The following is a 25,309-nucleotide window of genomic DNA, read 5'->3' on the forward strand; positions in this document are numbered from 1 at the left end:
TTGGCCGGATTTTTTATACGCGTCTTGCCGTCACATCACGGACGGTAGACCTTGACGTTGGCAAAGCCCTTCTCTTTCAGGTAAAGCGCCTGCAGCTTGCTCATCACGCCGCGATCGCAATAGAGCAGGTAGGTCTTCTCTTTCGGCAGATCACCAAAGGCGGTGGCCAGCTTGAAGAAGGGGATATGCATGATCTCGCGCCCTTCCACCACCAGCGGCTTGTCGTCATGCTCCTCCATGGAGCGAATGTCCAGGATCACCTCGTCGTCACCGCTCTCGGCGGTGGTCTCCACCTCCTGCACCTCGGCGGCGGTCTCTTCACCGATGCGACGAATGTCGAGGTAACGGGCCTCGGCCACCACCTTGTCCAGAATGGCAAAGTCGAAGTTCTCCTCTTCCGCCTCGATGCGGGAGAGCTCGGCCTTCACGGTCGGCTTCTTGGAAATCACGCCGCAATACTCCGGCATGGTCTCCGCGAACTCCAGGGTGCCGATGCGGCGGGCTTCGCTGATGATGTCCGGCTTGTCCCAGGTGATGAGCGGGCGCAGGATCACCTTGTCGGTCACCCGGTCGATGACGTTCAGATTGGTGAGGGTCTGGCTGGAAACCTGGCCAACGCACTCGCCGGTCACCAGGGCCGGGATCTGGAACTCGTCGGCCACCTTGGCAGCGGCACGCATCATCATCCGCTTGAGCACCACCCCCATCTGGCCGTTGTCGATTTTCTCGAGGATCTCGGCCACCACGGGCTCGAAGTCCACCGCGGTGAAGCGCACCCGGTGGGAGGAGCCGAAACGGTTCCACAGGTGATAGGCCACCTGCTTGACGCCGATCTCGTGAGCCGCCCCACCCAGATTGAAGAAGCAGTAGTGCACCCGGCAGCCGCGCTTGATGAACTGGAAGGAGGCGACACCCGAGTCAAACCCGCCGGAGAGCAAGCTCAGCACATCTTCCTGGGTGGCGATGGGCATGCCACTCAGCCCTTGGTGGATGGCGCTGACGATGAAGAGCTCCTCGCCATCGATCTCGAGGTTGATCTTCACATCCGGGTTCTTGAGGCGCACGCCGTTGCTCACGCAGTGCTGGTTCAGACCGCCGCCCACGTAGCGTTCAATCTCCAGCGAGGAGAATTCGTGCTTGCCGTGGCGCTTGGCACGCACGCAGAAGGTCTTGCCCTGGAGCTGATCACCCCAGACGGCTTTCACCTGCTCGAAGATGTCGTGCAGGTCGGTAAACTTGCTGGCCTGCACCTCGAGGAAGGCCTGAATGCCGGGGATGCAGGCCAGGGCTTCGATGGCTTGCTCGCGGAACTGGTCATTGCGGGAGCTCACGATCAGCTTGTCCCAATCCATCCGCACCCGGGCATCGTCGTCGAAGCGGCGCAGGACATTGCGGATATTGCCCTGCAGGATCTTGATGAAGCGCTGGCGAACCGACTTGCTCTTGATGGTGATTTCAGGGAACAGCTTGATAATGAACTTCATGGTAATGACTCGGGTGGCCTTGATTTAAGGGCGCGAATTATATCAGAACTTTGTGAGCAGCGCCTACTGCATGAGCGGCCGCTCACATTCCCCCACGCAAAGTTTGCCGCATCCGGGCAATCATGCGTATATTCCCACCCCTGCATCCTGGCAACACAGCATTCATGAAAACCCATATCTACTACCCCGGCATGGAGGTACGCGACGAGCTCTGGCTCAAGTTTGCCCTGCTCTATCTGGAACGGCTCGCCTTCGTCTTCACCGTTAGTGAGAAGAGCGGTCTCACCGCCCTGCTGGAGACCCTGCGCCAGCAAACCGACCTGCTGGCCGAGCCGCCACAACCCGCCTTCTTCGCCCATATCACGCCCCAGGTCGAGAGCCAGATTGCCGGCCTGGTCGCCCCCGATTTTGTCCGCCACAAGGTGTTTGGCAACAGGGAGCTCATCGCCCGCTGGCGTTCAGCCCCCAACCACGACTGCTTCTGCCCGGCTCAGGCGGGACTGGAGCGGCTACACGGGTTTTGTCTGACCCACGGCTTTGCGACGCAGGATGAAGGGGGGATCAGAATGGCGCGCCGCTTTGCCAACCTGCTCTCCATGCGCCTCGCCCGTGAGTGGGCACTCGCCAATGACGGGGCGCTGATTACCGATCACGACTATCTCGACCGCCTGCTTCACCTGCTCGAATCCCGCTACCACAATCGCGGCGGTCAGGATTGCTTCCACCTCGAGATCCCGCTGCAAGTGCCCACTCACCTGGCCGACATCCCGTTTGCAGAGCTCATTGCCCTGCGGGGGCGAAGCGGCTTTCGTCAGCAGCTCGCCGAGTTCCATCAGGCCCTCGATGCCCTGCTCGCCATGCTGGGCAGCGGCTACGCCGAACCCGCCGTGTTGACCCGCTTCGAGCAGGCCCAGCAGGGGTTCACACCCTTGCTGGGACCCGAGACCGTCACCCTGCCGCTCACCACGCTCGTCAGTACTGGCTTACCGGCCATGGCGATGATCCACCACCTCAAGGGGAGTCACCCACAGAGCGACCTGGTGTTTCATCCCATCAAGAAGAGCCACTTCCACCAGCGCAAGAGCCGGCATTTCTTCACCCGGCTGGGGCAGGTCAAGCCCTGACTCCCCGCCTCTGCCGGGGAATCGACAATCAACTGACGGCATCGGGACCATCACCGATGCCGTCAATATTCTGGCGCTCACCACGCCCTCAGGAGGGGTTTTCCAGCCGAAACTCGATGCGATCGCTGTTTCCCGCCTCATCCACCACCACCAGCTGATAGCGGCCCGCCTTGCTCACTACTTGATCCCCGTCCCAGCGCAGCCGCTGGCCGTTGAGAAACCAGGCCGGCTTGCCGACACCGCCCAGCACCCTGGGCTGCAACCGATAGCGTTGACTGCGGATAAGGTTGCCCTCCCCCAGCGCCAGGATGCGGATGGGGGCCTGCTGCTCGGCGCTCAGCCCCTCCCCCGCGCAGCCCCTGGCAAGCAGCGCCTGACGCCGCTCGCCCGGTGAGCGCCACGGCTCCAGCGACAGCGGCCAGAGCGCTCTAAAAGCGGATTGTGCCGCATCGTGGCAGCGGGTCAGCGTCGGCTTGCCGTCGACAGTGAGCGCAACCTGGCGCAGCGGCGAGGGCCAGTCCATGGGGTCCGGCAAGGTGGGAGGATCGCGCCCTTCCAGCAACCAGGCGCTCTGATGCTGCAAACAGGCCTCTGGCAGGGTCGCGCTCCCCTTGCGCCCCAAGGGCCAGCAGATCTCCGCTTCGCTCACCGTGTTGGGTTGTGCTGGCAGAGGGCTGTTGTCCGAGAGCCGCGAGTAGACCGAAAGCAGCAGCGGCACCGCCGCGCTCTGGCCGTAAAAGCCGGGCATGGGGGTGCCGTCGGGGCGCCCCAGCCAGACGCCGATGGTCCAGCGACCGGAGACCCCCATGGCCCAGCTGTCGCGATAGCCATAGCTGGTGCCGGTCTTCCAGGCCAGTCGGTTGACCCGGCCGGTCGCCTCACTGGCAAAAGGTTGATCTGCCCGTCCCTGGGCACTCAAAATTTGCCAGATGATCCAGGCCGCTCCCTGGCTCAGCAAGGGGCGTGACACCGCCTGCTGCCCCGCCAGCCAGACCGGCATCGCCACCTGCCCCTGCCGGGTCAGCGAGCTGTAGAGCGCCACCAGCTGCTCAAGCCGAATGCCCGCCGCCCCCAGCGCGATGGCCGGATTGGGTTTGTCGGAAAGGGCCAGCCTCACCCCGGCGTTGTCGAGACGGCTGACCAGTTTGTCGGCCCCGAGCGCCTCCAGCACCTGCACCGCCGGCACGTTGAGGGATTGCTGCAGCGCCTGGGTCAGGGTTACCGGCCCCTGAAAGGCACCGGAGAAATTGGCGGGGCGATAGTCCGAGCCCAGCCTTGGCGCATCGGAGAGCAGAGAGGCCGAGTGCACCAGCCCCTCGTCCATCGCCAGACCGTAGATGAAGGGCTTCAGCGTAGAGCCGGGAGAGCGGATCGCCTGCACCATGTCGAGGTAACCGTGGCGGCGCAAATTGCCATACTCGGCACTTCCCACGTAGGCGCGCACCGCCATGGTCCTGTTGTCGACCAGGAGCAACGCCGCTGAGGTCTGCTCGGGGAAGCGGCGGATATAGCTCGCCACCCGCCCCTCCAGCCAACGCTGCAGATCGCCGTCGATGGTGGTATGCACCAGGGCCCCGGCCTGATGGTCGGCGGCGAGGCGGGCAAACAGCGGCGCCTCCATCGGCGTGAAGTGACCGCGAGCCAGCACCGGCTCGATACGCCCCTCCAGCCATACCTGTTCGGGCCAGACGCCTTGCGCTACCAGCCGCTGCATCACCTTGTCACGGGCGGTGCGGGCCCGTTCGGGATGCCTGTCCGGCCGGTTGCGGCTGGGAGCCTGCGGCAACACCGCCAACAACGCCGCCTCGGCATAGGTCAACTTGGCCGCACTCTTGCCGAGATAGGCAAAACTTGCCGCCTGCACCCCCTCCAGGTTGCCGCCAAACGGCGCCCGATTGAGGTAGACGGTGAGCAGGGTGCGCTTGTCGTAGTGCCACTCCAGCTGCAGCGCACGGGCCATCTGGCGCAGCTTGCCGGGCACGCTCCTGTGGTAGGGCTCGATAAGGCGCGCCACCTGCATGGTGAGGGTCGAGCCCCCCGACACGGCGCGCCCATAGCGCAGCCACTGCCAGACCCCGCGCACCATGGCCACCGGATTGACTCCGGGATGACGCCAGAAGTAGCGATCCTCGTAGCCCAGCAGCGCCTCGATATAGCGGGGGGAGACCTGCTCCAGGGTCACGGGGTAGCGCCACACGCCGCTGGTATCGGCAAAGGCGCGCAGCGGTCGCCCCTTCATGTCGAGCACCACCCGTGCGTAGGCAGGGTCGAGCGGTGGCGGCGGGAATAGTCGATCCAGCGCCAGCAATGACAGGAGCAGTGCTACAACGCCCAGCACCGAAAAGCGCAGCCAGCGTGGCAAACGACCAAGCCAGCTCCAGCCAGCGCGGCCAGTGCGACCCAGGCTCAGCCAGCCACGCTGCCAGAAAGTGAGCGGGCGAACCCGCTCAAGGGAGGGTTTGTTACTCAGAGATACGCACCTCGTGGATATCCTCACCCACAGCCCGGATCTCGGGTCGGTACATATCCTCCACCTGGGTCGGCGGCACCTGATAGCGACCCGGCGTCACCGCCCGCATCAGGTAGACCAGTTGCTGGTTGCTCCCCTCGCTCAGATCCAGCGCTGCCGTGTAGCGGTCATCGCGAAACTCCTGATGCTTGAGATAGTCGTTCCATTCGCTCTGCCACGCCGGTTTCCCCTCGATGGAGAGCTCTTCGAGCTTGATGCTGTTGCCAAGGGCCGGGTTCTCCAGCTCGAAGCCGGCGGGCACCATCTCCACCAGCAGGGCATCGGGCACCGCCGATTCACTGCTGACATTGAGCCGCACCACCACCAGATCGCCGACCTTCACCTTGGCGGGATCAAACGGCTGACCGTCGCTGTTGAACCAGCTGCGGGTCACGCTCATCCCCTTGCTGATCCGTGCAGGTGCCTGTTCGGGGTAACCGACCAGAGTGCGCTGCACATAGAGGGATCCCTTGCCCTCGTTGGTGACGGAGCTCACGGCCAGTGCCTCGGGGGTGCCCTGCTGCAGCGGAGCCGAACCGCTCAGGGATCCACTGCCAAGAGAGGAAGTTACCCTGGCCTGCCAGTCGACGGCCGGATCGAAGCGGGCCAGTCGCAGCAGGGCGAGCCGCTCCTGAGTGCTGAGCCACTGACGGTGAGCCAGGGTATCGGCCACCTTGGCACTGAGGGCCGGCCAGCGCTCCACAGCCAGCTTGTGCTGGCGCAGCAAGGAGAGCTCAAGAGCTTCATCGCGCAGCGGTGAGCCGTAATCCCCCAGATAGTCATCACCGCGCTCGGTCGCCAATGCCCGGCTGAGGGCCTTGGCGGCGTTCTGCTCATCCCCCATGGCCGAGAGGGCCAGCGAGAGGTGGAGCAGCGGCAAACCGGAACGGGCGTGATCGGCCTGCTGCTCCCAGATAAGACGCAGGGTAGCGAGCGGTGCCTTGCCAACCCGGGCCAGCACATAGGCACTGTAGGCCTGATAGGCCAGCCGGCTGTGCTCGGGGGCACTGCTCCAGCGCTCGCCGTACTGACTGTCGGTGAGATAGCTTTGCAGCCGGTTCAAAGCCTGATTGAGCATCGCCTCCGGCACGGCATCGCCCGCCTCCTTGCGCGCCAGCAGATAGTCAGCGGCATAGGCGGTGAGCCACTGCTCCTCGTCGGAGCGAGCATCCCAGAGGCCAAAGCCACCGCTTGGCAGTTGCAACCGCTGCAGCCGTTGCAGCAGGGCGCGCTGCACGTCTGCCTCGCTCGCCGCTTTCTTGCCCTCTGCGGGTTTGCTCCAGAAAGCCCGCTCATCGGCCGTGGTCAGCAAGTAGGGCCAGGCACGGGACAAGGTCTGCTCCAGACAGGCGTAGGGGTAGTCGGCCAGCGCCTGCCACTGGGCTGCCGGATCCCAGGGGGGAGTGCCGGAGAGGCTGAGCAGCCCCTGCAGATTGGCACGATCCAGCCCGGCCAGCTCAGCTGGCGCAAAGCTCATCTCTTGGCCGGGAGCCAGCATCTGGTAGCGCTGGCGAGTCTCGGCCGGCCAGGGGGATCGCAGCGGCAAAGTCCAGTCGCGGCTGATGGCAAAATCCTTGCCGCTGGCCGCCAACTGCAGGCTTGCCACACCGCTCGCCCCGGTCACGGTGAGCGGCAGGGTCAGCCACTGCTCCTCGCCATTTTTAAGGGAAAGGGTGCCGGGCAGCTCGCCGTTTGCTTTCAGCCCGCCGTTGAGGGTCCAGACAAGGGAGAGGGTCTGATCCTCGCCGCTCATGTTGCGCAGCTGCACCAACGCCCGGGTCTCATCCCCTCTGGCGCCAAAGCGCGGCCAGCCGATCTCGGCCACCAGGGGCGCCACTACCTTGACGGCGCGCTCGGCCTCCCCGACTTGCTGTTCGTTCCAGGCCAGCGCCATCAGCGCCAGCTCGCCGTTGAAGTTGGGCAGATCGAGCGGGATCACCGCCTTGCCCTGCTCGTCAAAACTCACCTCGCCGCTCCAGAGCGCAGCTATCTCGACCCGGCTCTCCAGCGCGCCGCCCTTTTTCAGCGGCGCCCGGTCACCCCCGTAGTTGAGGCGGGCCAGCTTGCCATCCTGTGGCGGGATCACCTGACCGTAGTTGTCGAACAAATCTTGGGCGAAGCGCTTGCGACCAAAGAAGATCTCGAACGGGTCGAGGGGCTGATAATCGCTGATGTTGAGCACGCCCCGATCCACCGCCGCCAGCACCACCCGCCCCTGACTGTTGGGGGTAGAGGTGGCGGTCACCTCCAGCCGGGTAAGCGGCACCGCTTTGTCCGGCGCGCTCAGGGTAAGCGGAAGACGGCGCGCTTCCCGATCCAGGGTGAGCGGCACCAGACCGACCGAGCGCAGGCTCTGCACACTCTTTTGGCTCACCGGCTTTGAGTCACTGTCTGGCGCGGCGATCTGGGCCGAGATATGCAGGTCATGGCGCTGCCACTCGGGGCTGACCGGGATCTCGAACTCGCCGCGGGCATCCTTGGCATCGCCGCCGGCGCCCTTGAGCTCGATGCGCTGCCACCAGCGCAGGCCGTCGCCATCTTCCACCAGCAGCAACCCCTTGCCGGGGCGCGGGGCCACCAGGGTCACTTTGGCCTTCTCCCCGGCCTGATAGGCGCGCTTGTCGAGGGTGATGGCGATCTTGTCAGGCCGTGCCTGCTCGCCACCACCGCCCCAGGCGTAGCTGCCTATCTCCACCCGCAGGCTCGATTGATGGCCCTGACTGTTCTCCACTTCCAATCGATACCAGCCCGCCGCCAGTTGCAGCGTGAGCGGGGTCGGCCCCTTGCCATCCAGCTGCAGGGTCTGCTCCTGTTCCAGATAGGGCTGGCTGTTGAATTCGTACTTCCACCCCTCCCCATCGGCGTAGTGCCAGTAGTAGTCGCGGTACTCGTTGATAAGGCGCACCTTCACCGCCCCCGCCACCGGATGACCCTTGTCATCGAGGTTGAGGATCTGGAAGGGGAGCGGCTTGCCCCCTTCTACCCGATCGACCACGAAGTCGGCCTTGAGCGCCGGCCACTGGCTGCCCGCGGGCCAGCCATACTGGGTGCGGCTGCGATTGACTGCGCGGCCACCGGGCTCGGCGAGCGACACCCGATAGGCCACCTCCAGCGGCCCGAGGGCGCGCACCCCATCGAGCTCATCAGCCAGCGAAAAAGTCCCCTGCCCCTGCGCATCCAGGGTGAGATTCAGCGCCTCGAGATCCTTGGCCTGCTCGGCGAGCAGCACATCACCCAGAGTGAACTCCTGCCACTGGGTAAAGGGCATGGTGGCGCGGCTTAACTTCACCTCCGCCTTGGCCTTGGTGGCGCTCGCTGGCGCACCGTAGAGATAGTCCCCTTGCAGTGGCAGCGTCAGGGCGGCGTCCAGATCCATGACTTCCCCATCCTGCCCCTTGCCAAGCTGCAGTTTCAGCCGCTCCGGCAGAAACTCCTCCACCAGGAAAGGCCACTCGAAGCGGCTACCGGCAGCGGTCTTGAGATTGATGGTCCAGCGCCCGAGCGGCGCATCGTCCGGCAGACGCAAGCCGTAGTGGGCCGCGCCCAAATTGTCCGGCAGCAGGCGCTTTTGTTCGAGCAGCTGGCCGTCCGGCTGTTTCACCTCCAGATCCACCGCCATGCCCGGCAGCAGCTGACCATCTTGTCCTTTAAGCAGGATTTCGCTGTCGAGCCGCTCGCCGGGGCGATAGAGGTCGCGTCCGCTGAACAGATAGAGCTGCTGGGCCTGCCAGGGCTGGGTGCCGAGATCGAAGGTGGAGAGATCGAGGGCCGCGCCATCGAGGCGCAGCACCGCCAGATGCTTGCCCTGCTCGGCCAGCAGCAGGCGAGCACCCTGCACCTGATCGAAGCGGCGATGACCTTGGGGGTCGGTGGTTTGCACCTGCAGCCGGTTGCCCTTCTCGTCGAGCAAGGAGAGCTGCACATCCTTGAGGGGGTCGGCGCTGGCCAGGGAGCTCACGAACACCTCCAGCTCATCGCGGTAACGGCGGGCACTGAGCCCCATGTCGCTCACCGCAAAGTAGGTGGTCTCCTTGCGCCAGTCGTAGTTGCCAAGGGGGGACATTACCGCAAAGTAGACGCCAGCCTCCGCCAGCTGCGGCTCCTTCACATTGATGAGGCGGGTCTCGCGCCGGTTGGCATCGAGCTCCAGCGCGTAACGGCCGCTGAACACCCGCTTGGCCCGCTTGGTGATCTGCTCAAGCTCCCAGTTGCCCATGCCGGCACCGGGGCGATACTCGGCCAGGAAACGGGGCAGATACTCCGCATCGACCCGGAAGAAGTCGATATTGATCTCGTCCACGTTGACCGCGCTGATGGGCAGGCGCAGCTCGTCGCGCAGCGGCAACACCATGCCGCTCGCGGTAAACGACGCCCCCGCCTCCAGCGGCCGGGTCTTGAGGGTCCAGCGCTGGGGGGATGGGCCCAGCCCCGCCTTGAGGCTCACCTCGTAGCTTTTGTCGGGTTGCACGTTCGGGAAATAGAGGGTGCGACCATCGTCGGCCAGGATCCACTCCCCCTGCACCTGCTTGCCCCCTTCACTCACAGAAAGCCAGCTCTGCCAGTTTGCTTTGGGCGCCACTGGGCCGGAGAAGACCAGCGCCAGCGCCGGGGCATCCCGATATTGACGGGCATTGGCCTGCACTACAGAAGTTGGCGCCCCGGCCTCCTGCCGGGCCATCGGGTCAGTCGTCGGCACCTGGCTGGCAGGTTTGTCGGGGCCGCAACCGGCCAGCAGCAGCGCCGCCAGCCAGGCCACACGGGGAAGACGAGTCACGGGGCAGGAGAGAGAGAGGAGCATGGTGTTCATCCCGGGTTGGATCGCCGCAGCGCAGGAGCCAATAGAATAAAGCGTCGCTCCCGGGAACACCAACTGCCATGTCGGGCGGCATCGGCCAACAGAGATGCCTACATCGCCACGGACGCGGGCACGACGCCCTGTGAAGCGCGAGGTTTATTCGAGGCCCCGTATGCGATCTCCTGTTCCAGGAAAGGGGATTGTCGTGATTTTCTGAACCCGGGCTAAACCGGGCACCACTGTTCACTTGTGCGCGATCGGGCCATTCATTATGCTCGGCCCCGCTCAACGCAGGCCTTCCAATCAACGACATATCAAGCAGATAAATATTTCTTAAGCCTTGAACACCTGTGCCATACATAACGTGCAGGTGCGCTCGATGTATGCCTCAACCATTGAAAACAGACTTGTCAATTGCCCATCGACCAGAATGCCGACCTTGAGTTCACACGGGGTCAGCGGGGTCGTGCATCCATCCCTCGCTGGAGTCATATCAGAATGGAAAATAACGATCTGTCCCTCGTTGAAAAGAGAGTGGTCGCCAGATTTCTGGACATGTTCATCAAATTTGGCCTTATTCTGGCGCTAGGCTCGTTCTGCTTCACCGTCTTCTCCCCCTTCATGAACATGATGCTGTGGGCCCTGATCCTAGCGGTCACCCTCTACCCCCTCCATCAGCGCCTCGCCGCCCGTCTCGGGGGGAAACAGGGGCGTGCCGCCACTCTGCTGATCCTGCTGAGCATCCTGCTCATCGTGGCCCCCACCGCCGCCATGCTGGGCTCCCTGGGCGACAGCGTCAGCGCCCTGGTCGACAAGGTGGAGAACCACACCCTGGTGATCCCGCCCCCCTCCGCCGGGATTGCCGACATCCCCCTCGTTGGTACCAAGATCCATGGCCTCTGGATGAAGGCATCGGTGGACTTGCCCGGCCTCCTCATCAGCTACAAGCCGCAGCTCGGCGACATGGCCAAGCAGACTGTCGCCATGCTCGCCAGCATGGGGGGAGGCCTGCTGGGCTTCGTCGCCTCCTTCATCGTGGCCGGCATCATCATGGCCTGGGGGGAGCCGGGCGCCATCAGCGCCGATCGCATCGCCATACGCATCACCGATGAGCGCAAGGGCCTAGCCCTGACCAAGCTGTGCACCAGCACCATCCGGGCCGTGGCCATGGGGGTTATCGGGGTCGCCTTCATCCAGGCCCTGCTGGCCGGGGTCATCATGTCCCTCGCCGGGATCCCGGCGGTCGGCATCTTCTTCGTCCTGGCGCTGATCCTGGGCATCGCCCAGATCCCTGTCATCCTGGTCACGGGACCGGCCATCGCCTTCATGTGGATGGCGGGGGATCACGGCACCCTGCTCAACGTGCTCTATACCGTGCTGCTGATCGTGGCCGGCATGGCCGACAACGTGCTCAAGCCCCTGCTGCTGGGCCGTGGTGTCGATGCCCCCATGCCGGTAGTGCTGCTGGGGGCCCTGGGCGGCATGGCTACCAACGGCATCCTCGGCATGTTCATCGGGGCGACCCTGCTCTCCATCGGCTATCGCATCTTCATGGCATGGGTCGACGACGGTCTGGCCAACGCGGAAAAATAACCCCATGGCCGACGCACTTTCTCTCCTTCGCCCCCTGTTTGCAGGGGGCACCTGCCTGCTGCTCGGTGCCTGTACTCTGCTCGGGCCAGATTATCAGGCCCCCGGTGTCGAGGAGATGACCAACTGGCACAGCGCCAGCGAGGGTAAGCAGGCGGTGACGGTGACCGACTACCGACGATGGTGGGACAACTTGCACGATCCCGTGCTGAGCGCCCTGGTGGAGGAGGCCTTCCTCAATAATCCGGACGTGCGGATCGCCGGCCTGCGGATCCTCGAGGCCCAGGCCCAGCTTGGCATCGCCGAGAGCCTGCTCGGCCCCCAGGCGACGGTGGGAACGGCAGAATTCCTCCAGGCAGGTCAGACCCGGGGCGGCCACAGCAGCGCGGGCAGCAGCTACGGCGCCGGCTTCAACCTCGGCTGGGAACTCGACTTCTGGGGCAAGTTCCAGCGCGGAGTCGAGGCGGCGGATGCCAGCTATTTCTCGACCCTGGCCCAGTATGACGACATCCAGGTGTTAATGGCCGCCCAGGTGGCCCAGCTCTATGTGAGCATCCGTACCCTGGAGGCCAGGCTCCAGATCGCCCGGGAGAATGCCCGCATCCAGCGGCGCAGCCTGGAGATCACCGAGCGACTGTTCAAGAGCGGCAACAGCGCCGAGCTGGACGTGCAGCAGGCCAGGACCCAGTACCTGGGCACCCTGTCCGGCATTCCCCAGCTCGAGACCAGCCTGCGCCAAAGCCAGAACGCCCTCTCCACCCTGCTCGCCCGCGCCCCGGGTCCCCTGCCCGAGATGACCACCAACACCGGCAGGATCCCCCAGGGCGAGCTGGCCCTGGTCACCGAGATGCCCGCGGATCTGCTGCGCCGCCGTCCTGACGTGCGGGTGGCCGAGCGTCAGCTGGCCGCCCAGTCGGCCCTCATAGGGGTGGCCGAGAGCGAGCTCTACCCCTCCATCACCCTGCTCGGCACCCTGGGAGTCAATGCCAGCGGCGGGGAAAGTGGCACCTTCTCCTGGGGCGTCGGGCCGTCGCTGAGCTGGAACCTGCTGGATCAGGGACGGCTCGGCAACCAGATCCTGGTGCAGGACGCCCGCTTCCAGCAGCTTCACGAACGCTATCGCGACAGCGTGTTCAAGGCGGCCCGCGAGGTGGATGACGCGGCCGTGGCCTATGCCAACGGCCAGGAGGAGATCGCCCTGCTGACCCAGACCGGCGAAGCCGCCCGCCGCTCCCTCGAAATCGCCAACACCCAGTACCGCGAGGGGATGGCGGACTTCCAGCGGGTGCTCGACTCCCAGCGTGCCCTGTTCAACCAGCAGGAGCGCCTGGTCAACAGCCGTGGTGCGCGGATGCGCGACCTCATCACCCTCTACAAGGCACTGGGTGGCGGTTGGGAACAGGGGCGCGAACGTCCCCTGGTGACCCCCAAGGTGGAGGCTCAACTGCGCACGCGCGCCGACTGGGCCCCCCTGCTCGACGCAGCCCACTCCCCCATGACACAGAAGGCAAACTCCCATGACTGACACAGCCTCTCCCGGCCAGGCCAGCCGCCGCGCCACCCTCGGGCTGCTGGCCGCGATCCTCCTCCTGCTCATCTGGTATCTGCTGGCGGACAGGTTGACCCCCTACAGCTCCCAGGCCCGGGTGCAGGCCTTCGTGGTCCCCGTCGCCGCCGAGGTGGCAGGCCAGATCAAGCGGGTCTATGTCCACGACAATCAGGACGTGGAGGCTGGCGCCCCCCTGTTCGAGATCGATCCCGAGCCTTATGACATCGCCCTGGCCAAGGCCAGATCCGACTACCAGACGGTGCTGAGCGGCGTCAAGGCGAATACCGAAGGGGTCAAGGCGGCCGAGGCTTCCCTGATGGCCATGCGCGCTGCCTACGACAACGCGGCCAAGGATGCTGAGCGCCAGGAGCGGCTCTATCGGGAAGATCCGGGGGCCATTTCGGTGCGTCGCCTGGAGGTGGCCCAGGCCAGCCGCGAGACCGCCAAGAGTCAGGTGGCGGCAGCCGAAGCCGACGTTCGCCGCACCATCGAGGCCGCCGGGGCGAGCGGCGATGACAACTCCCAGCTGCTCAGTGCCCGCTCGGCGGTGCACAAGGCCGAGCTGGATCGCCAGAACACCCGCGTGGTGGCGCCGGGTCGGGGGCTCATCACCGACCTCAGCACGGATGCAGGCCAGTTCATCGGGGCAGGTGCACCGGCCATGACCCTGATCGCCATCCACGACGTCTGGGTATCGGCGGATCTGACGGAGAACAACCTCGGCAACATTCGACCAGGGGACAAGGTCGCCATCCTGCTCGACAGCCTGCCTGGACAGCTGTTCGAGGGGAAGATCCGCAGCGTCGGCTACGGGGTGGGCGATGGCAAGAACCAGCCCGCCGGTACCCTTCCCACGGTGGACAACAACCGCGACTGGCTGCGCCAGGCCCAGCGTTTCCCGGTCAAGGTCGCCTTCAAGGGCGACGACTTTCCACCGGTCGAGGCGCTGCGGATCGGTGGTCAGGCCGACGTGCTGGTCTACACCGGCGAGAGCGGGGTGATGCACCTCCTGGGGACGCTCTATATCCGCCTGATGAGCCTCTTCTCCTTCCTCTATTGAGACGCCAGATGCATAACGCCGACAGGGCTGTACTGCGCATTGGCACGGGCATCGGGCTCGCGACGGGGATCTGTTACGGCCTGGCGCTACCCATGCCCCACCTCGGGGTCATCATGGCCTGGGTGGTGTTGTGCCGACCCGGCGAGCCGCTCAGCCTTGGCAAAGGGTTGCTGGGTGGCGCTCTGCTGCTGGCCATGATGGTCGGCGGCGTGCTGCTGGTGCCCCTGCTGACCCACTATGCCCTGGCGGCCGTGCTGCTCGTCGCCCTGCTGCTCTACCTGCTGATGCAGCAGGCGATGGCCGGCAAGGGGGCCGCCGCCATGCTGCTCATCATGGCCATCACGGTGATCCCAGTGGCCGGTCTCATCGAGCAGTCCCTTGCCATCGCCCTTGCCCAGATGATGGGACTGGGGATCCTGATAGGCACCCTGGTCAACCGCCTGGCCCACGCGCTCTTCCCTCCCCTGCCGGTGGCCGGGGCGGCGGCAAGGCCCGTGCCATTGCCCCCCGAACACCCCGAGCGGCTGGCGCTGCGCGCCGTCGCCATGGTGCTGCCGGTGTGGCTGATGGCCCTCGGCAATCCGGCGTTCTACATTCCGGCGGTGATGAAGACGGTGACCCTGGCCCAGCAGAGTACCTCCCTCAACGCCAGACAGGCGGGCCAGGAGCTGGTGCTCTCGACCCTGATGGGCGCCCTGCTGGCGTTCGCACTCTGGCTCGGGCTCAGCCTCTGGCCCTCGCTCCTGATGCTGGTGCTGATGCTGGCCCTGATGACCCTCTGGCTGGCGCGGCGCCTGGTGCGGCTGGTGGCGGGGCGTTTCCCGCCATCCTTCTGGAGCAACGCCTGGATCACGGCGCTCATCCTGTTTGGCCCGGCCATCGAGGACAGCGCCACCGGCAAGGATGTGTGGTTGGCGGCCGCCATGCGTTGCGGCCTCTATCTGGTGGTGGCCGGCTATGGCTGGCTCTGTATCTTGCTGCTCGAACAGTGGTGGCCAGTCGGCCGCCCACTGGCAGAAGCCAAGCTAGGAGATTGATATGTTAACGATTTTTTTGGTCGGCATCCCGGTGATCCTGGTCAACATGCTGCTGCAATCCCTGGTATCCGTCTGGTGCATCCGCTTCTACGTCAAGCGATTCAATCGACGCGAGGGGGCCCTGGCCGGCATGCTGGCTTTGTTTGGCATCATCACTCTGGTGATGCTGGGCAACCTGGCCCAGATCGGCGTCTGGGGCGGGCTCTTCCTGTGGCTCGGGGAGTTCGATACCCTGCAGGAGGCCGTCTATCACTCCGGGGTCAACTTCGCCACTCTGGGCTATGGCGACATCGTCATGAGCCCGCAGTGGAAGCTGCTCGGCCCCCTGGAGGCGGTCAACGGTGCCCTGATGATAGGCCTCTCCGGCGCCTCCATGCTCGCGGTCTTGCAGCACCACATTCGCAATCAGCTCGCTGACAGCCCCCCCTGAGAGCGAGGGGCCACCTGCGGCAACCCCGTTTGCATACAGAGTGATCAATCGGGCCATTTCAGCCACAGGATCTACTCGGCGATCACCGTCTGCCAGGTCTTGAAACCGCCGGAGAGGTTCTTGACCCGAAAACCGTGCTGGCTCAGCAGGCGGCAGGCCACGTGACCCCGCAGTCCCACCTGGCAGCTGATGAGCAGCTCTTTATCCTTGGGCAACTCATCAAGACGGCTGCGCAGCTCGTCCAGAGGAATGTGCAGCGCCCCCGGAATGCGCCCCAGCTTGTCGAGTTCGGGGCCGTTTCGCACATCCACCACCTGCTGATGGGGGTGGCGAGCCTGCACCTCGGCTGCGTGGCAGAGGATGCTGTCCCCCTTCAAGTGGTTGCTCGCCACGAAGCCCGCCATGTTGATCACATCCTTGGCCGAGCCGAAGGGCGGCGCATAGGTAAGCTCCAGATCCTGCAGATCAAAGACGGTGAGACCGGCGCGCTGGGCCACCGCCAGCACGTCGATGCGCTTGTCGATACCATCCTTGCCGATGGCCTGGGCGCCGTAGATCTTGCCATCGGGGGCAAACAGCAGCTTGAGGCTGACCGGGTGGGCACCGGGGTAGTAGCCGGCGTGGCTGCCCGGGTGGACATAGACCTTCTCGAACGGCAGCCCCAGCTGCACCAGCCGCTTCTCGTTCAGCCCCGTGCTCGCCACCGCCAGATCGAACAGCTTGCAGATGGCGGTCCCTTGCGTCTTCTTGTAGGTTTCGCTTCGCCCCAGCATGTTGTCGGCGGCAATGCGCCCCTGCCGGTTGGCCGGGCCCGCCAGGGGAATGAGCACGGATTCGCCGGTGACGAAGTCGGTCTCCTCCACCGCGTCCCCCACCGCGAAGATGAAGGGATCCGAGGTGCGCATGCCCGCATCCACCTTGATGCCGCCCCGCGGTCCCAGCACCAGCCCCGCCTTGGCGGCGAGCAGAGTCTCGGGCTTGACGCCGATGGCGAGGATCAGCAGGCCGGTGTCGAGATGAGAGCCGTCGCTCAGGGTCAGGCGCAGTCCACCCCGCTGGGCGGTCGCCACGGCGGCGGTCTTCTCGGCAGGCACCTCCAGGCTTTCGATGGCAGCAAGGCCGGTACGCAGGCGAAGATCGACCCCCTCCTCCCGGATGCGGGCGTGGAGCAGGTTGGCCATCTCCTTGTCCACCGGCGCCATCACCTGATCGGAGAGCTCAAGCAGGGTGACATCCAGCTTGCGCTGGTGCAGCGCCTCCATCATCTCCAGCCCGATGAAACCGCCCCCCACCACGGTGACGTGGCGGGGCTTGTCGTGCGCCAGCGCCGCCAGGATGCGATCCATGTCGGGAATGCTCCGCAGGGTGTGTACCCCCGGGCTCTCGATGCCGGGGAAGGGAGGCCGGATGGGGGCGGCGCCCGGGCTCAGCAGTAGCACGTCGTAGGCTTCGCGCCGCTCTTCGCCGGTCAGCAGGTTGCGCACCAGCAGGCTCTTGCCGGCCCTGTCTATCTCGATGACGTCGTGAAACACCCGCACATCCACGTTGAAGCGGCGCTTGAAGCTTTGCGGTGTCTGCAGCAGCAGGGCATCCCGATCCGGGATATCCCCCCCGATGTGATAAGGCAGACCGCAATTGGCGAAGCTCACGAACTCGCCCCGCTCGAACATCACGATCTCCGCCTCTTCGCTCAAACGGCGGGCACGGGCGGCGGCGGACGCCCCCCCGGCCACACCACCCACAATCAGGATCCGTTTCATCTGCAAGACTCCACTCAACAGGAAATGACCAATAAATTAGACTTGTCTAATTTAGAATTCAATGAAATTTTGTTTGCCACGGATTTGCAGTATTCTTGCCCTCCGACAATTGCTCAACAGGATAGTGTCAGTTCATGTCGTCTACCGCGCTCAGCCATCTTCCGACCGCCAGCCAGGCGCCCCTGTTTTTCCGCCTGGATACCCGTAGTCAACGGCTGGTCGCCCTGACCGATGTGATGCAGACGCCGCTCCACTGGCTCGACGAGCCCCGCAGTGCCTGGCCGGCCCAATTGCCGGACGCCCTGCGCCAGCCCATCGAGCAGCGGCTGGCCAGCGGCAAGGGGGGCAAGCTGGTGCTGCGCTTTGACGCCCTCCTCTGGCACATTTCCCTCTCCCACGAGCAGGACGCCTTCTGGCTCATCTGCCTGCAGACCCAGTCCCAGGAGAGCGCCGCCAGCCTGTCCCTGCAACTGCCGCGCCTGAGCCAGATGGCCAGCCAGCAGCAGTATGACGCCATGCTGGAGAGCCTCAAGGAGTGCCTGGGGGCCGATCGCCTGATCCTCTGGCACTACCAGGCCCATGGCGCCCTTGGCGGCGAGCAGCTGACCCCGGTGTTCACCCTGGGGGTGGACGCGCTCGGTGCCATTCGCGGAGACAGCCGCTACATCCGAGCCCTGCGTGCCCGGGGCGCCCTGAGCTTCTCGGAGGCGGCCCACCAGCCCATGTTGAGCCAGCACTACTACCTGGCCGATGCCAATGTCTGCTCCCGCCTGGACGGCGCCTTGCTGGAGCAGGAGAAGCTCATCGGCGTGCTCAGCCTGGAGTATGCCGAGAGCACCCTCATCAGCGATGACACCCTGCAACTGGTGCGTCATTGCGCCCGTTTGCTCGGCCACTGGCAGCCGGACCCCGTGGCGACCGACACCCCGGACCTCGCGCCTCCCCCGGGGCTGGCCAACCTGACCGGCAACGATTACTGCCGCGCCCTGCTGCGCTGGGCCATGGGCCTGAGTGGTGCCCACAGGGGCTGGATCGGCGAGTTTCAGCCTCGCGGCCAGGATCTCTGGCTCATTCCCCGCTGCGTGGTGGAGGGGGATGCCTTCGCCGTCGTCAAACCCATGCCCATGGACATCGGCCCTGGCCGGGAGATCTTCCAGCACGGGCAGAGTCTCTACGTGGAAGATCTGGCCCTGCGCTATCCCCAGTCCAGCCAGCTGCTGGCCCTCGACGCCAAGGCCTATGTCGGCATCCCCTTCCCGGGGCCAAACGGTCTCCCCCTGGGGCAGCTCACCCTGCTGCTCGCCACCCCTCTGGCCGATCCCGCGCCCCTGCTGGACGTCCTCTACGAACAGCGCGAGCGGGCCGCCAGCGAGTTGCAGCGCCTGGCCAATGACGATGCCCTGCGCCTGGCCGAAGTGGCCTTCAACACCCACGACGGCCTGCTGGTGATGGATCACGGGGGCATCATCCTCAAGGTCAATGCCTCCTTCAGCCGCATCACCGGCTTTGCCAGCGAGGAGATGCTGGGCCTGCACATCGACGCCCTGAGGCCCACTTACTATGGCGACACCCTCAAGGAGGAGGTGATCGCGGCGGTCAACCGGCAGGGATACTGGCTCGGGGAGGAACAATGCCTGCACAGGGAAGGACACCTCTTCCCGGTGCGGCTCATGGTGAGCGGGGTCAAGGACGAGGAGGAGGAGATCAGCCACTTCGTCTGCAGCTTCCACGACATCACCCAGGAGAAGGAGACCGCCCGCCACATCGAGCGCCTCGCCTACTACGACGACCTGTGCGATCTCTACAACAGGCGCAGCCTGACCGACATCATGCAGCGCACCCTGCAGACCCCGAGCGGCCAGTGGGGGGCCCTGCTGCTGCTGGATCTGGACAACTTCAAATCCATCAACGACTCCCTTGGTCACGCCTGCGGCGATCTGCTGCTCCAGGCCGTGGTGGTGCGACTCAAGTCCCTGCCCCAGGAGAACCTGGTGCTCGCCCGCACCTCGGGTGACGAATTTGCCCTGCTCTTCACGGCACTGGGCCAGGGCTATATCACCGCCAAGATCCTGGCGGAGCACTTTGCCCGGGAGCTGATGGGGATCTTCCGTGCCCCCTTCGACATCGGCGATCACAAGCTGCACTGCAGCGCCTCCGTGGGGATCAGCCTGTTCAGCGATGACGACAAGGATCACCTTGTCCTGATGCAGCAGGCCGATACCGCCGTCCACATGGCCAAGCGCGCGGGCCAGGGCAACCATATCTTCTTCAGTGAAGCCATGGCGGAAAAAGAGAAGAGCAAGCTTTCTCTCAACAACCAGCTGCGCGATGCCCTGCGCAACAACGAGCTGGTGCTGCACTACCAGCCCCAATACCGGGTCGACAACGGCACGCTCTCGGGCATAGAGGCGCTGCTGCGCTGGCAGAAGGCCGACGGCACCATGGTGCCACCCGGGGAGTTCATCCCCATCGCCGAGGAGACCACCCTGATCCAGGAGATCGGCTACTGGGTGATGAAGACCGCCTGCGCCCAGTACAGCTTCTGGCTCAACAACGGCCTCGCCATCCCCCATCTGTCGGTCAACGTCAGCGCCCGCCAGTTCCACACCGCCGGTTTCGTGCAGCAGGTGGAGTACATTCTGCGGGACACCGGGGTGCCCCCGTCGCGCCTGCTGCTGGAGATCACCGAGTCCGTGGTGCTGGAAAACCGGCTGGAGAGTATCGCCAGGATCCGCCAGCTCAAGGCCCTCGGCCTGCTCATCTCCATCGACGACTTCGGCACGGGCTACTCGTCCCTGGCCTATCTGCGGGATCTGCCCGCCGACGAGGTGAAGCTCGACAGAAGCTTCATCCAGACCCTGGTCCACAGCGAACAGGACAAGGCCATCGTCAAGGCCATCCTGGATCTCGCCCGGGTGTTTCGTTTCACCGTCACCGCAGAAGGGGTGGAGGAAGAGGAGCAGCTCGCCGTGCTCAAGGCCCTGGGATGCCAGCATTATCAAGGCTTCCTCACCAGCCGGCCGCTCCCCGTCAAGGCACTGGAGAGCCTGCTGGGTGCCACCCCTGCGGGCTAAACTGGTAGGATTTATAGGGCTTTCTGTCATAAAATAACGACCGCTCGAACCTTGTCCGCACCATTGGAGTCGTCTATGTCAGTCATTAACCGGATCCCCGCCGTTGAATCCAAGGGACCTGCCACCCCCGGCACGCAGCGGATCCCGACCGTTGAAGCCAGCGACACCGGCACTACCGACATCATTGGCCGGATCCACTCCGTCGAGACCTGCGGGACCGTCGACGGCCCCGGCATCCGCTTCATCGTGTTCATGCAGGGCTGCCTGATGCGCTGCAAGTATTGTCACAACCGGGACACCTGGGACACCCAGGGCGGCCGCGAGGTCACCGTGCCCGAGCTGATGAAGGATCTCACCAGCTATCGCCACTTCATGAATGCCTCCGGCGGTGGCGTGACCGCCTCCGGCGGCGAGGCCATGCTGCAGCAGGAGTTCATCGCCGAACTGTTCACCGCCTGCAAGGCCCAGGGGATCCACACCTGCCTCGACACCAACGGTTTCGTGCGTCACTACGACGAGCTGCTCGACCGGGTGCTGGACAACACCGATCTGGTGCTGCTCGACATCAAGCAGATCAACGACGAGAAGCACATTCCCCTCACCCACGTCAGTAACAAGTACACCCTGGAGTTCGCCCGCTACCTGGCCTCCCGCGGTCAGACCATGTGGATCCGCTACGTGGTGGTACCCACCTGGTCCGACGATGACGAAAGCGCAGAAGGACTCGGCCAGTTCATCGCCGAGCTGGGGGAGTGCGTCGAGAAGGTGGAGCTGCTGCCCTACCACGAACTTGGCAAGCACAAGTGGGACGTGCTGGGAGATACCTATGATCTGGTCGGCATCAAGCCCCCCAGCAAGGAGACCATGGACAGGGTCCAGGGCATCCTTGGCAAGTATCACCCCAACGTGAAGTATTGAGACAGGAGGCCGCCCGGCAGAGGGCGGCCTCTTTTCACTGCGCCGGCGTTCGCCACGGCGCCATCACCGACAGCCGCATCCGGGGGAACCGCTCATGAGTGAAGGACAAGTTGCCGCCCTCCTGCTCTGGCTGGTGCTGCTCGCCTTCAGTCTGAACGCCTCCCTGCTGCGCACCCTTGGCGCCCACCCGCTCTATCAGCATCTTTGCCTCGGCGGCGCCATCGTGCTGGTACCGCTGTGGACCTTGCGGGCCGGGTTGCACGAGGGGCTCGAGATCCACTTTCTCGGCCTCACCAGCCTGACCCTGTTGCTGGGCTGGCGCCTCGCCCTGCTCGCCCCCTGCCTCACCCTGCTGCTCCTCGCTTACTTCGGGGTCATCCCCCTGGCCGACATCGGCTGGCAGGCCCTCATCGGCGTTGCCCTGCCGGTGGCCACCAGCTGGCTGCTGTTTCTGGGGAGCTGGGCCTGGCTGCCTCGCCACCTCTTCGTCTACCTGTTCGTGGCGGCATTTCTCGGGGGGGCGCTGAGCATCTCGGCCAAGGTGCTCGCCAGCGCCCTGCTGATGGGGGTGAGCGGCACCTACTCCTGGCACACCATCAGCGCCGACTACCTCTCCATCTGGCCGCTGCTGCTCTTCCCCGAGGCGCTCCTCAACGGCATGACCATGACCCTGCTCGCCGTCTATCGCCCCCACTGGGTCAACACCTTCTTCGACAGGGAGTACCTGGGGCGCTGAACCTGCCCGTAGTCCATAAAAAAAGCCCGCAGTTGCGGGCTTTTTCTCTGCTGGCAGTCAGACGCTGCGCGGGCGCAGGTGGGCATGCCAGCGGGCTTCCCACTTCTTGAACAACCAGACGATGACGAAGGTGAGCAGCATGTAGAGCAGACCTGCGGTCAGGAACGCCTCGAACGGGCTGTAGTAGCGGGAGTTGATGATCCGCGCGGCCCCCGTCAGATCGACGATGGTGATGATGCCTGCCACCGCCGACCCCTGCAGCATGAAGATCACCTCGTTGCTGTAGGCCGGCAGCGCACGGCGAAACGAGTTGGGCAGGATGATGCGGGTGAGGGTCTGCCAGCGGGTCATGCCAAAGGCGCTTGCCGCTTCTATCTGCCCCTTGGGCATGTTCATCACGGCGCCGCGCACTATCTCGGCGGTGTAGGCACCGGTGTTGAGAGTGAACGCCAGCAGGGCACAGAACCAGGCTTCCGAGAAGAGGGACCAGGCCGCACTGTTCTTGAGCCACTCCCACTGGGCGGCACCGTAGTAGATGATGAAAAGCTGCACCAGAAGCGGGGTGCCACGGAAGAAGTAGATATAGGCCCAGATTGGCCCCTTTATCAACCAGTTGCGGCTGTTGCGCAGTATGCCCATGGGCACCGCCAGCATGAGCCCCAGCATGAGCGAGGCGGCCACCAGCCAGATGGTGGTATAGAGACCCTCCCAGTAGGTGGGCCACTCCTTGAGAATGATCGAGAAATCCATGGCTTACCTCGTCTTGATGGCGTAGTGACGCTCGGCCCACTTGAGCGCCGAGGTAGAGACTGCGGTGAAGACCAGGAAGATCAGCGCCACCGCCATGTAGAAGGTGAAAGGCTGCTGGGTCGAGCCCGCCGCGAGCGACGCCTTTCGCACCATGTCATCGAGCCCGATGATGGAGACCAGGGCCGTGGTTTTCAGCAGCACCAGCCAGTTGTTGCCAAACCCGGGCAGGGCGTGGCGCATCATCTGGGGAAAGAGGATCCGCACAAAGACCTGGCTTGCCCGCATGCCGAAGGCACGGGCCGCCTCGAGCTCCCCCTTGTCCACCGCCAGGATGGCGCCGCGGAAGGTCTCGGTCATGTAGGCGCCGAAGATGAAGCCGATGGTGGCGACCCCGGCCGCAAACGGGCTGATGTCGATGTAATCGGGCAGCAGGGAGACCCACTCCTGGTTCGGGTTGCTCGCCAGCAGGTGGTTGTTGTAGGCCTCGTTGACCCAGGTACAGATCCCGTTGATGAGCACCTGGCCGCCGAAGAAGAGCAGCATCATCAGCACCAGATCCGGGATGCCGCGAATGACGGTGGTGTAGGCCGCCGCGATGCCGCGTGCCCACTTGTAGGGAGAGAGCTTGGCCAGGGCCCCCAGCATGCCGAGCACCAGGGCCAGCAGCAGGGAGGCGAGCGCCACCTCCAGGGTGATCCAGGCCCCCTCCAGCAGAGAGGTTTCGTATCCTTTCAAATCAAACATATGCAATGCAGCTCCATCGCAATCGGGCCCGTCACTCCCAGCGGAAGGCAACGGGCCCGATGACTACTGACGGGATCAACCTGTCGTTGTTCGCCTGACGTCGGCTTACTCGCCGTACACGTCGAAGTCGAAGTACTTGTCGTTGATTTCCTTGTACTTGCCATTGGCACGCAGGGCCAGGATGGCGGCATTGAATTTCTCTTTCAGATCCTTGTCGGCCTTGCGCACCGCGATGCCGGCACCCTCGCCAAACCACTTGGGATCGGTCAGTTTCGGGCCGATGAACTCGAAGGCATCGCCCCCTTCCTTCTTCAGCAGGCCGTCGCTGATGGCGGCGGAGTCGGCCATCACGTAGTCGACACGGCCGGATTTCAGATCGAGGTAGGCTTCATCCGCAGTGCCGTAGCGCTTGATGGTGGCGTTGGGGAAGTTGTCGGTGATGTAGGTGTCCATGGAGGTGGCACGCTGCACGGCGATGGTCTTGCCGTCCATGAAGGCCTTGTCGAGCTGGATTTCGGTCCCTTTCTTGGCGGCGAAGCGCGCCGGGATGTGCTGGTACTTCTGGGTGAAGTCCACCTTCTTCTTGCGCTCTTCGGTGATGTCCATGGTGGCGATGATGGCGTCATACTTGCGCGACAGCAGCGCCGGAATGATGCCGTCCCAGTCCTGCTTGATCAGGGTGCACTTCACCTTCATCTCTTCGCACAGGGCGTTGGCGATGTCGATGTCGAAGCCTTTCACCTCGCCGCTCGGCTCGGTCCAGGAGAAGGGGGGATAGGCCCCTTCCACCCCGATCCGGACCTCTTTCCACTCCTTGGCCATCAGGCTACCGGAACACAGGGCCGTCATCACGGCAGTCGCCAGCATCAGCTTGTTCATGTATCTCTCCTTGATAAACACGTCGATCGTTGAAAGTACGGATGGTTGAAATTGAATCCCGTCCATCAATAGATGGACGAGATGAATTGCTTGAATCGCTCCGACTTGGGATGGGCGAAGATCTCCTTGGGATTGCCCTCCTCCTCCACGCGCCCCTGGTGCAGGAACATCACCTTGTTCGACACGTCGCGGGCGAAGGACATCTCGTGGGTCACCACCATCATGGTACGCCCCTCTTCCGCCAGCTCGCGCATCAGGCCAAGGACCTCCCCCACCAGTTCAGGGTCGAGGGCCGAGGTAGGCTCGTCAAACAGCATCACCTCGGGTTCCACCGCCAGCGCCCGGGCGATGGCGGCCCGCTGCTGCTGACCGCCGGAGAGGTGACCGGGATAATAGTCGCGACGCTCCCACAGCCCCACCCGGTTGAGCAGGTGCTCCGCCTTGGCGATGGCCTCGGCACGGGGCACCTTGAGTACCTGGATGGGCACTTCGATGATGTTCTGCATGATGGTCATGTGGGACCAGAGATTGAAGCTTTGAAACACCATGGCCAGTCGGCTGCGGATACGCTCCACCTGGCGCATGTCTTCCGGCAGGCGTTCGCCGGAACGGCTGGTTTTCATCCGGATCAGCTCCCCATGGAGGGAGACGCTGCCCGATGAGGGGGTTTCAAGCAGATTGATACAGCGTAGAAAGGTCGACTTCCCCGAACCCGAGGAGCCGATGAGGGAGATCACATCCCCCTTGTGGGCCGTCATATCGATGCCCTTGAGCACTTCGTGGGTGCCAAAATACTTGTGCAGATCACGAACTTCCAGTGCGGCAACGTCGCTCATCCATTACAACCTTGTCTGTCCCTAGACGCCGCTT

17 protein-coding genes are annotated in these 25,309 nt (G+C 64.4%); 9 read left to right on the top strand and 8 right to left on the bottom strand.

Features of this window, described 5'->3' with window-relative positions:
* Positions 1–35: 35 nt before the first annotated feature.
* Complete coding sequence (gene thiI, locus AB5Y59_RS03015) at positions 36–1,484, bottom strand: tRNA uracil 4-sulfurtransferase ThiI (protein ID WP_128271894.1); 1,449 nt, start codon at positions 1,482–1,484, stop codon at positions 36–38.
* Positions 1,485–1,648: 164 nt separating this feature from the next.
* Between thiI and AB5Y59_RS03020 the strand changes: the two genes are divergently transcribed.
* Entirely contained in the window at positions 1,649–2,608 is a 960-nt protein-coding gene (locus AB5Y59_RS03020) for a hypothetical protein (protein WP_128343392.1), read from the top strand.
* A gap of 88 nt (positions 2,609–2,696) precedes the next feature.
* Here the strand turns inward: AB5Y59_RS03020 and pbpC are convergent, their stop codons facing one another.
* Together pbpC and AB5Y59_RS03030 are read right to left on the bottom strand one after the other, a co-directional pair.
* The gene (gene pbpC / locus AB5Y59_RS03025) at positions 2,697–5,105 is read right to left on the bottom strand and encodes a penicillin-binding protein 1C (protein ID WP_368211471.1); all 2,409 of its coding nucleotides are present in this window, start codon (positions 5,103–5,105) and stop codon (positions 2,697–2,699) included.
* Positions 5,071–9,915, bottom strand: coding sequence for an alpha-2-macroglobulin (locus tag AB5Y59_RS03030; RefSeq protein ID WP_368211499.1), 4,845 nt, complete (start codon positions 9,913–9,915; stop codon positions 5,071–5,073). Before AB5Y59_RS03030 ends, pbpC begins: the two co-directional genes overlap by 35 nt.
* Before the next feature lie 552 nt (positions 9,916–10,467).
* Between AB5Y59_RS03030 and AB5Y59_RS03035 the strand changes: the two genes are divergently transcribed.
* The 5 genes from AB5Y59_RS03035 to AB5Y59_RS03055 are packed head-to-tail and all read left to right on the top strand — an operon-like array spanning position 10,468 to position 15,578.
* The gene (locus AB5Y59_RS03035; protein ID WP_368211472.1) at positions 10,468–11,505 is read left to right on the top strand and encodes an AI-2E family transporter; all 1,038 of its coding nucleotides are present in this window, start codon (positions 10,468–10,470) and stop codon (positions 11,503–11,505) included.
* 4 nt (positions 11,506–11,509) lie between these two features.
* Positions 11,510–13,027 carry an efflux transporter outer membrane subunit gene (locus AB5Y59_RS03040; protein WP_139736571.1) on the top strand — a complete coding sequence of 506 codons (1,518 nt, stop codon included), beginning with the start codon at positions 11,510–11,512 and terminating at the stop codon, positions 13,025–13,027.
* On the top strand, positions 13,020–14,111 hold the full coding sequence (locus AB5Y59_RS03045) for an HlyD family secretion protein (protein ID WP_266109801.1): 1,092 nt from the start codon (positions 13,020–13,022) through the stop codon (positions 14,109–14,111). The genes AB5Y59_RS03040 and AB5Y59_RS03045 overlap by 8 nt, the downstream gene beginning before the upstream one ends.
* Positions 14,112–14,119: 8 nt before the next feature.
* Positions 14,120–15,148, top strand: coding sequence for a hypothetical protein (locus AB5Y59_RS03050; RefSeq protein ID WP_268452019.1), 1,029 nt, complete (start codon positions 14,120–14,122; stop codon positions 15,146–15,148).
* A gap of 1 nt (position 15,149) precedes the next feature.
* Positions 15,150–15,578 (top strand): ion channel, encoded by a 429-nt coding sequence (locus AB5Y59_RS03055; protein WP_029314329.1) that lies wholly within the window; start codon positions 15,150–15,152, stop codon positions 15,576–15,578.
* Positions 15,579–15,649: 71 nt separating this feature from the next.
* On the opposite strand, the gene AB5Y59_RS03060 is transcribed toward AB5Y59_RS03055, so the two are convergent.
* Positions 15,650–17,338, bottom strand: coding sequence for an FAD-dependent oxidoreductase (locus tag AB5Y59_RS03060; protein ID WP_368211473.1), 1,689 nt, complete (start codon positions 17,336–17,338; stop codon positions 15,650–15,652).
* Positions 17,339–17,472: 134 nt separating this feature from the next.
* Between AB5Y59_RS03060 and AB5Y59_RS03065 the strand changes: the two genes are divergently transcribed.
* From AB5Y59_RS03065 to AB5Y59_RS03075, 3 genes are all read left to right on the top strand, one after another.
* Complete coding sequence (locus tag AB5Y59_RS03065) at positions 17,473–20,412, top strand: GGDEF and EAL domain-containing protein (protein ID WP_201887711.1); 2,940 nt, start codon at positions 17,473–17,475, stop codon at positions 20,410–20,412.
* A gap of 75 nt (positions 20,413–20,487) precedes the next feature.
* A complete protein-coding gene (gene pflA / locus AB5Y59_RS03070; RefSeq protein WP_010674272.1) occupies positions 20,488–21,330 on the top strand; it encodes a pyruvate formate lyase 1-activating protein in 843 nt (280 codons plus the stop codon).
* A gap of 94 nt (positions 21,331–21,424) precedes the next feature.
* Positions 21,425–22,066, top strand: a complete 642-nt coding sequence (locus tag AB5Y59_RS03075) for an energy-coupling factor ABC transporter permease (RefSeq protein ID WP_053288556.1) — start codon at positions 21,425–21,427, stop codon at positions 22,064–22,066.
* Positions 22,067–22,123: 57 nt separating this feature from the next.
* Here AB5Y59_RS03075 and AB5Y59_RS03080 read toward each other — a convergent pair whose 3' ends face one another.
* The 4 genes from AB5Y59_RS03080 to AB5Y59_RS03095 form a co-directional block, all read right to left on the bottom strand.
* Positions 22,124–22,816, bottom strand: a complete 693-nt coding sequence (locus AB5Y59_RS03080; protein WP_010674270.1) for an ABC transporter permease — start codon at positions 22,814–22,816, stop codon at positions 22,124–22,126.
* Positions 22,817–22,819: 3 nt separating this feature from the next.
* Positions 22,820–23,560 (bottom strand): ABC transporter permease, encoded by a 741-nt coding sequence (locus AB5Y59_RS03085; RefSeq protein ID WP_010674269.1) that lies wholly within the window; start codon positions 23,558–23,560, stop codon positions 22,820–22,822.
* Between the two features lie 105 nt (positions 23,561–23,665).
* Entirely contained in the window at positions 23,666–24,439 is a 774-nt protein-coding gene (locus AB5Y59_RS03090) for an ABC transporter substrate-binding protein (RefSeq protein ID WP_010674268.1), read from the bottom strand.
* A 65-nt stretch (positions 24,440–24,504) separates the two neighbouring features.
* On the bottom strand, positions 24,505–25,275 hold the full coding sequence (locus tag AB5Y59_RS03095) for an ABC transporter ATP-binding protein (protein WP_010674267.1): 771 nt from the start codon (positions 25,273–25,275) through the stop codon (positions 24,505–24,507).
* Positions 25,276–25,309: the final 34 nt, after the last annotated feature.

This window comes from Aeromonas sp. s10, from assembly GCF_040907975.1.
In the GTDB taxonomy this organism is placed as follows: domain Bacteria; phylum Pseudomonadota; class Gammaproteobacteria; order Enterobacterales; family Aeromonadaceae; genus Aeromonas; species Aeromonas caviae.

Coding starts and splice junctions, on each gene's coding strand:
- thiI (WP_128271894.1), bottom strand. CDS start 1,484: ATGAAGTTCATTATCAAGCTGTTCCCTGAAATCACCATCAAGAGCAAG.
- AB5Y59_RS03020 (WP_128343392.1), top strand. CDS start 1,649: ATGAAAACCCATATCTACTACCCCGGCATGGAGGTACGCGACGAGCTC.
- AB5Y59_RS03030 (WP_368211499.1), bottom strand. CDS start 9,915: ATGCTCCTCTCTCTCTCCTGCCCCGTGACTCGTCTTCCCCGTGTGGCC.
- AB5Y59_RS03035 (WP_368211472.1), top strand. CDS start 10,468: ATGTTCATCAAATTTGGCCTTATTCTGGCGCTAGGCTCGTTCTGCTTC.
- AB5Y59_RS03040 (WP_139736571.1), top strand. CDS start 11,510: ATGGCCGACGCACTTTCTCTCCTTCGCCCCCTGTTTGCAGGGGGCACC.
- AB5Y59_RS03045 (WP_266109801.1), top strand. CDS start 13,020: ATGACTGACACAGCCTCTCCCGGCCAGGCCAGCCGCCGCGCCACCCTC.
- AB5Y59_RS03050 (WP_268452019.1), top strand. CDS start 14,120: ATGCATAACGCCGACAGGGCTGTACTGCGCATTGGCACGGGCATCGGG.
- AB5Y59_RS03055 (WP_029314329.1), top strand. CDS start 15,150: ATGTTAACGATTTTTTTGGTCGGCATCCCGGTGATCCTGGTCAACATG.
- AB5Y59_RS03060 (WP_368211473.1), bottom strand. CDS start 17,338: ATGAAACGGATCCTGATTGTGGGTGGTGTGGCCGGGGGGGCGTCCGCC.
- AB5Y59_RS03065 (WP_201887711.1), top strand. CDS start 17,473: ATGTCGTCTACCGCGCTCAGCCATCTTCCGACCGCCAGCCAGGCGCCC.
- pflA (WP_010674272.1), top strand. CDS start 20,488: ATGTCAGTCATTAACCGGATCCCCGCCGTTGAATCCAAGGGACCTGCC.
- AB5Y59_RS03075 (WP_053288556.1), top strand. CDS start 21,425: ATGAGTGAAGGACAAGTTGCCGCCCTCCTGCTCTGGCTGGTGCTGCTC.
- AB5Y59_RS03080 (WP_010674270.1), bottom strand. CDS start 22,816: ATGGATTTCTCGATCATTCTCAAGGAGTGGCCCACCTACTGGGAGGGT.
- AB5Y59_RS03085 (WP_010674269.1), bottom strand. CDS start 23,560: ATGTTTGATTTGAAAGGATACGAAACCTCTCTGCTGGAGGGGGCCTGG.
- AB5Y59_RS03090 (WP_010674268.1), bottom strand. CDS start 24,439: ATGAACAAGCTGATGCTGGCGACTGCCGTGATGACGGCCCTGTGTTCC.
- AB5Y59_RS03095 (WP_010674267.1), bottom strand. CDS start 25,275: ATGAGCGACGTTGCCGCACTGGAAGTTCGTGATCTGCACAAGTATTTT.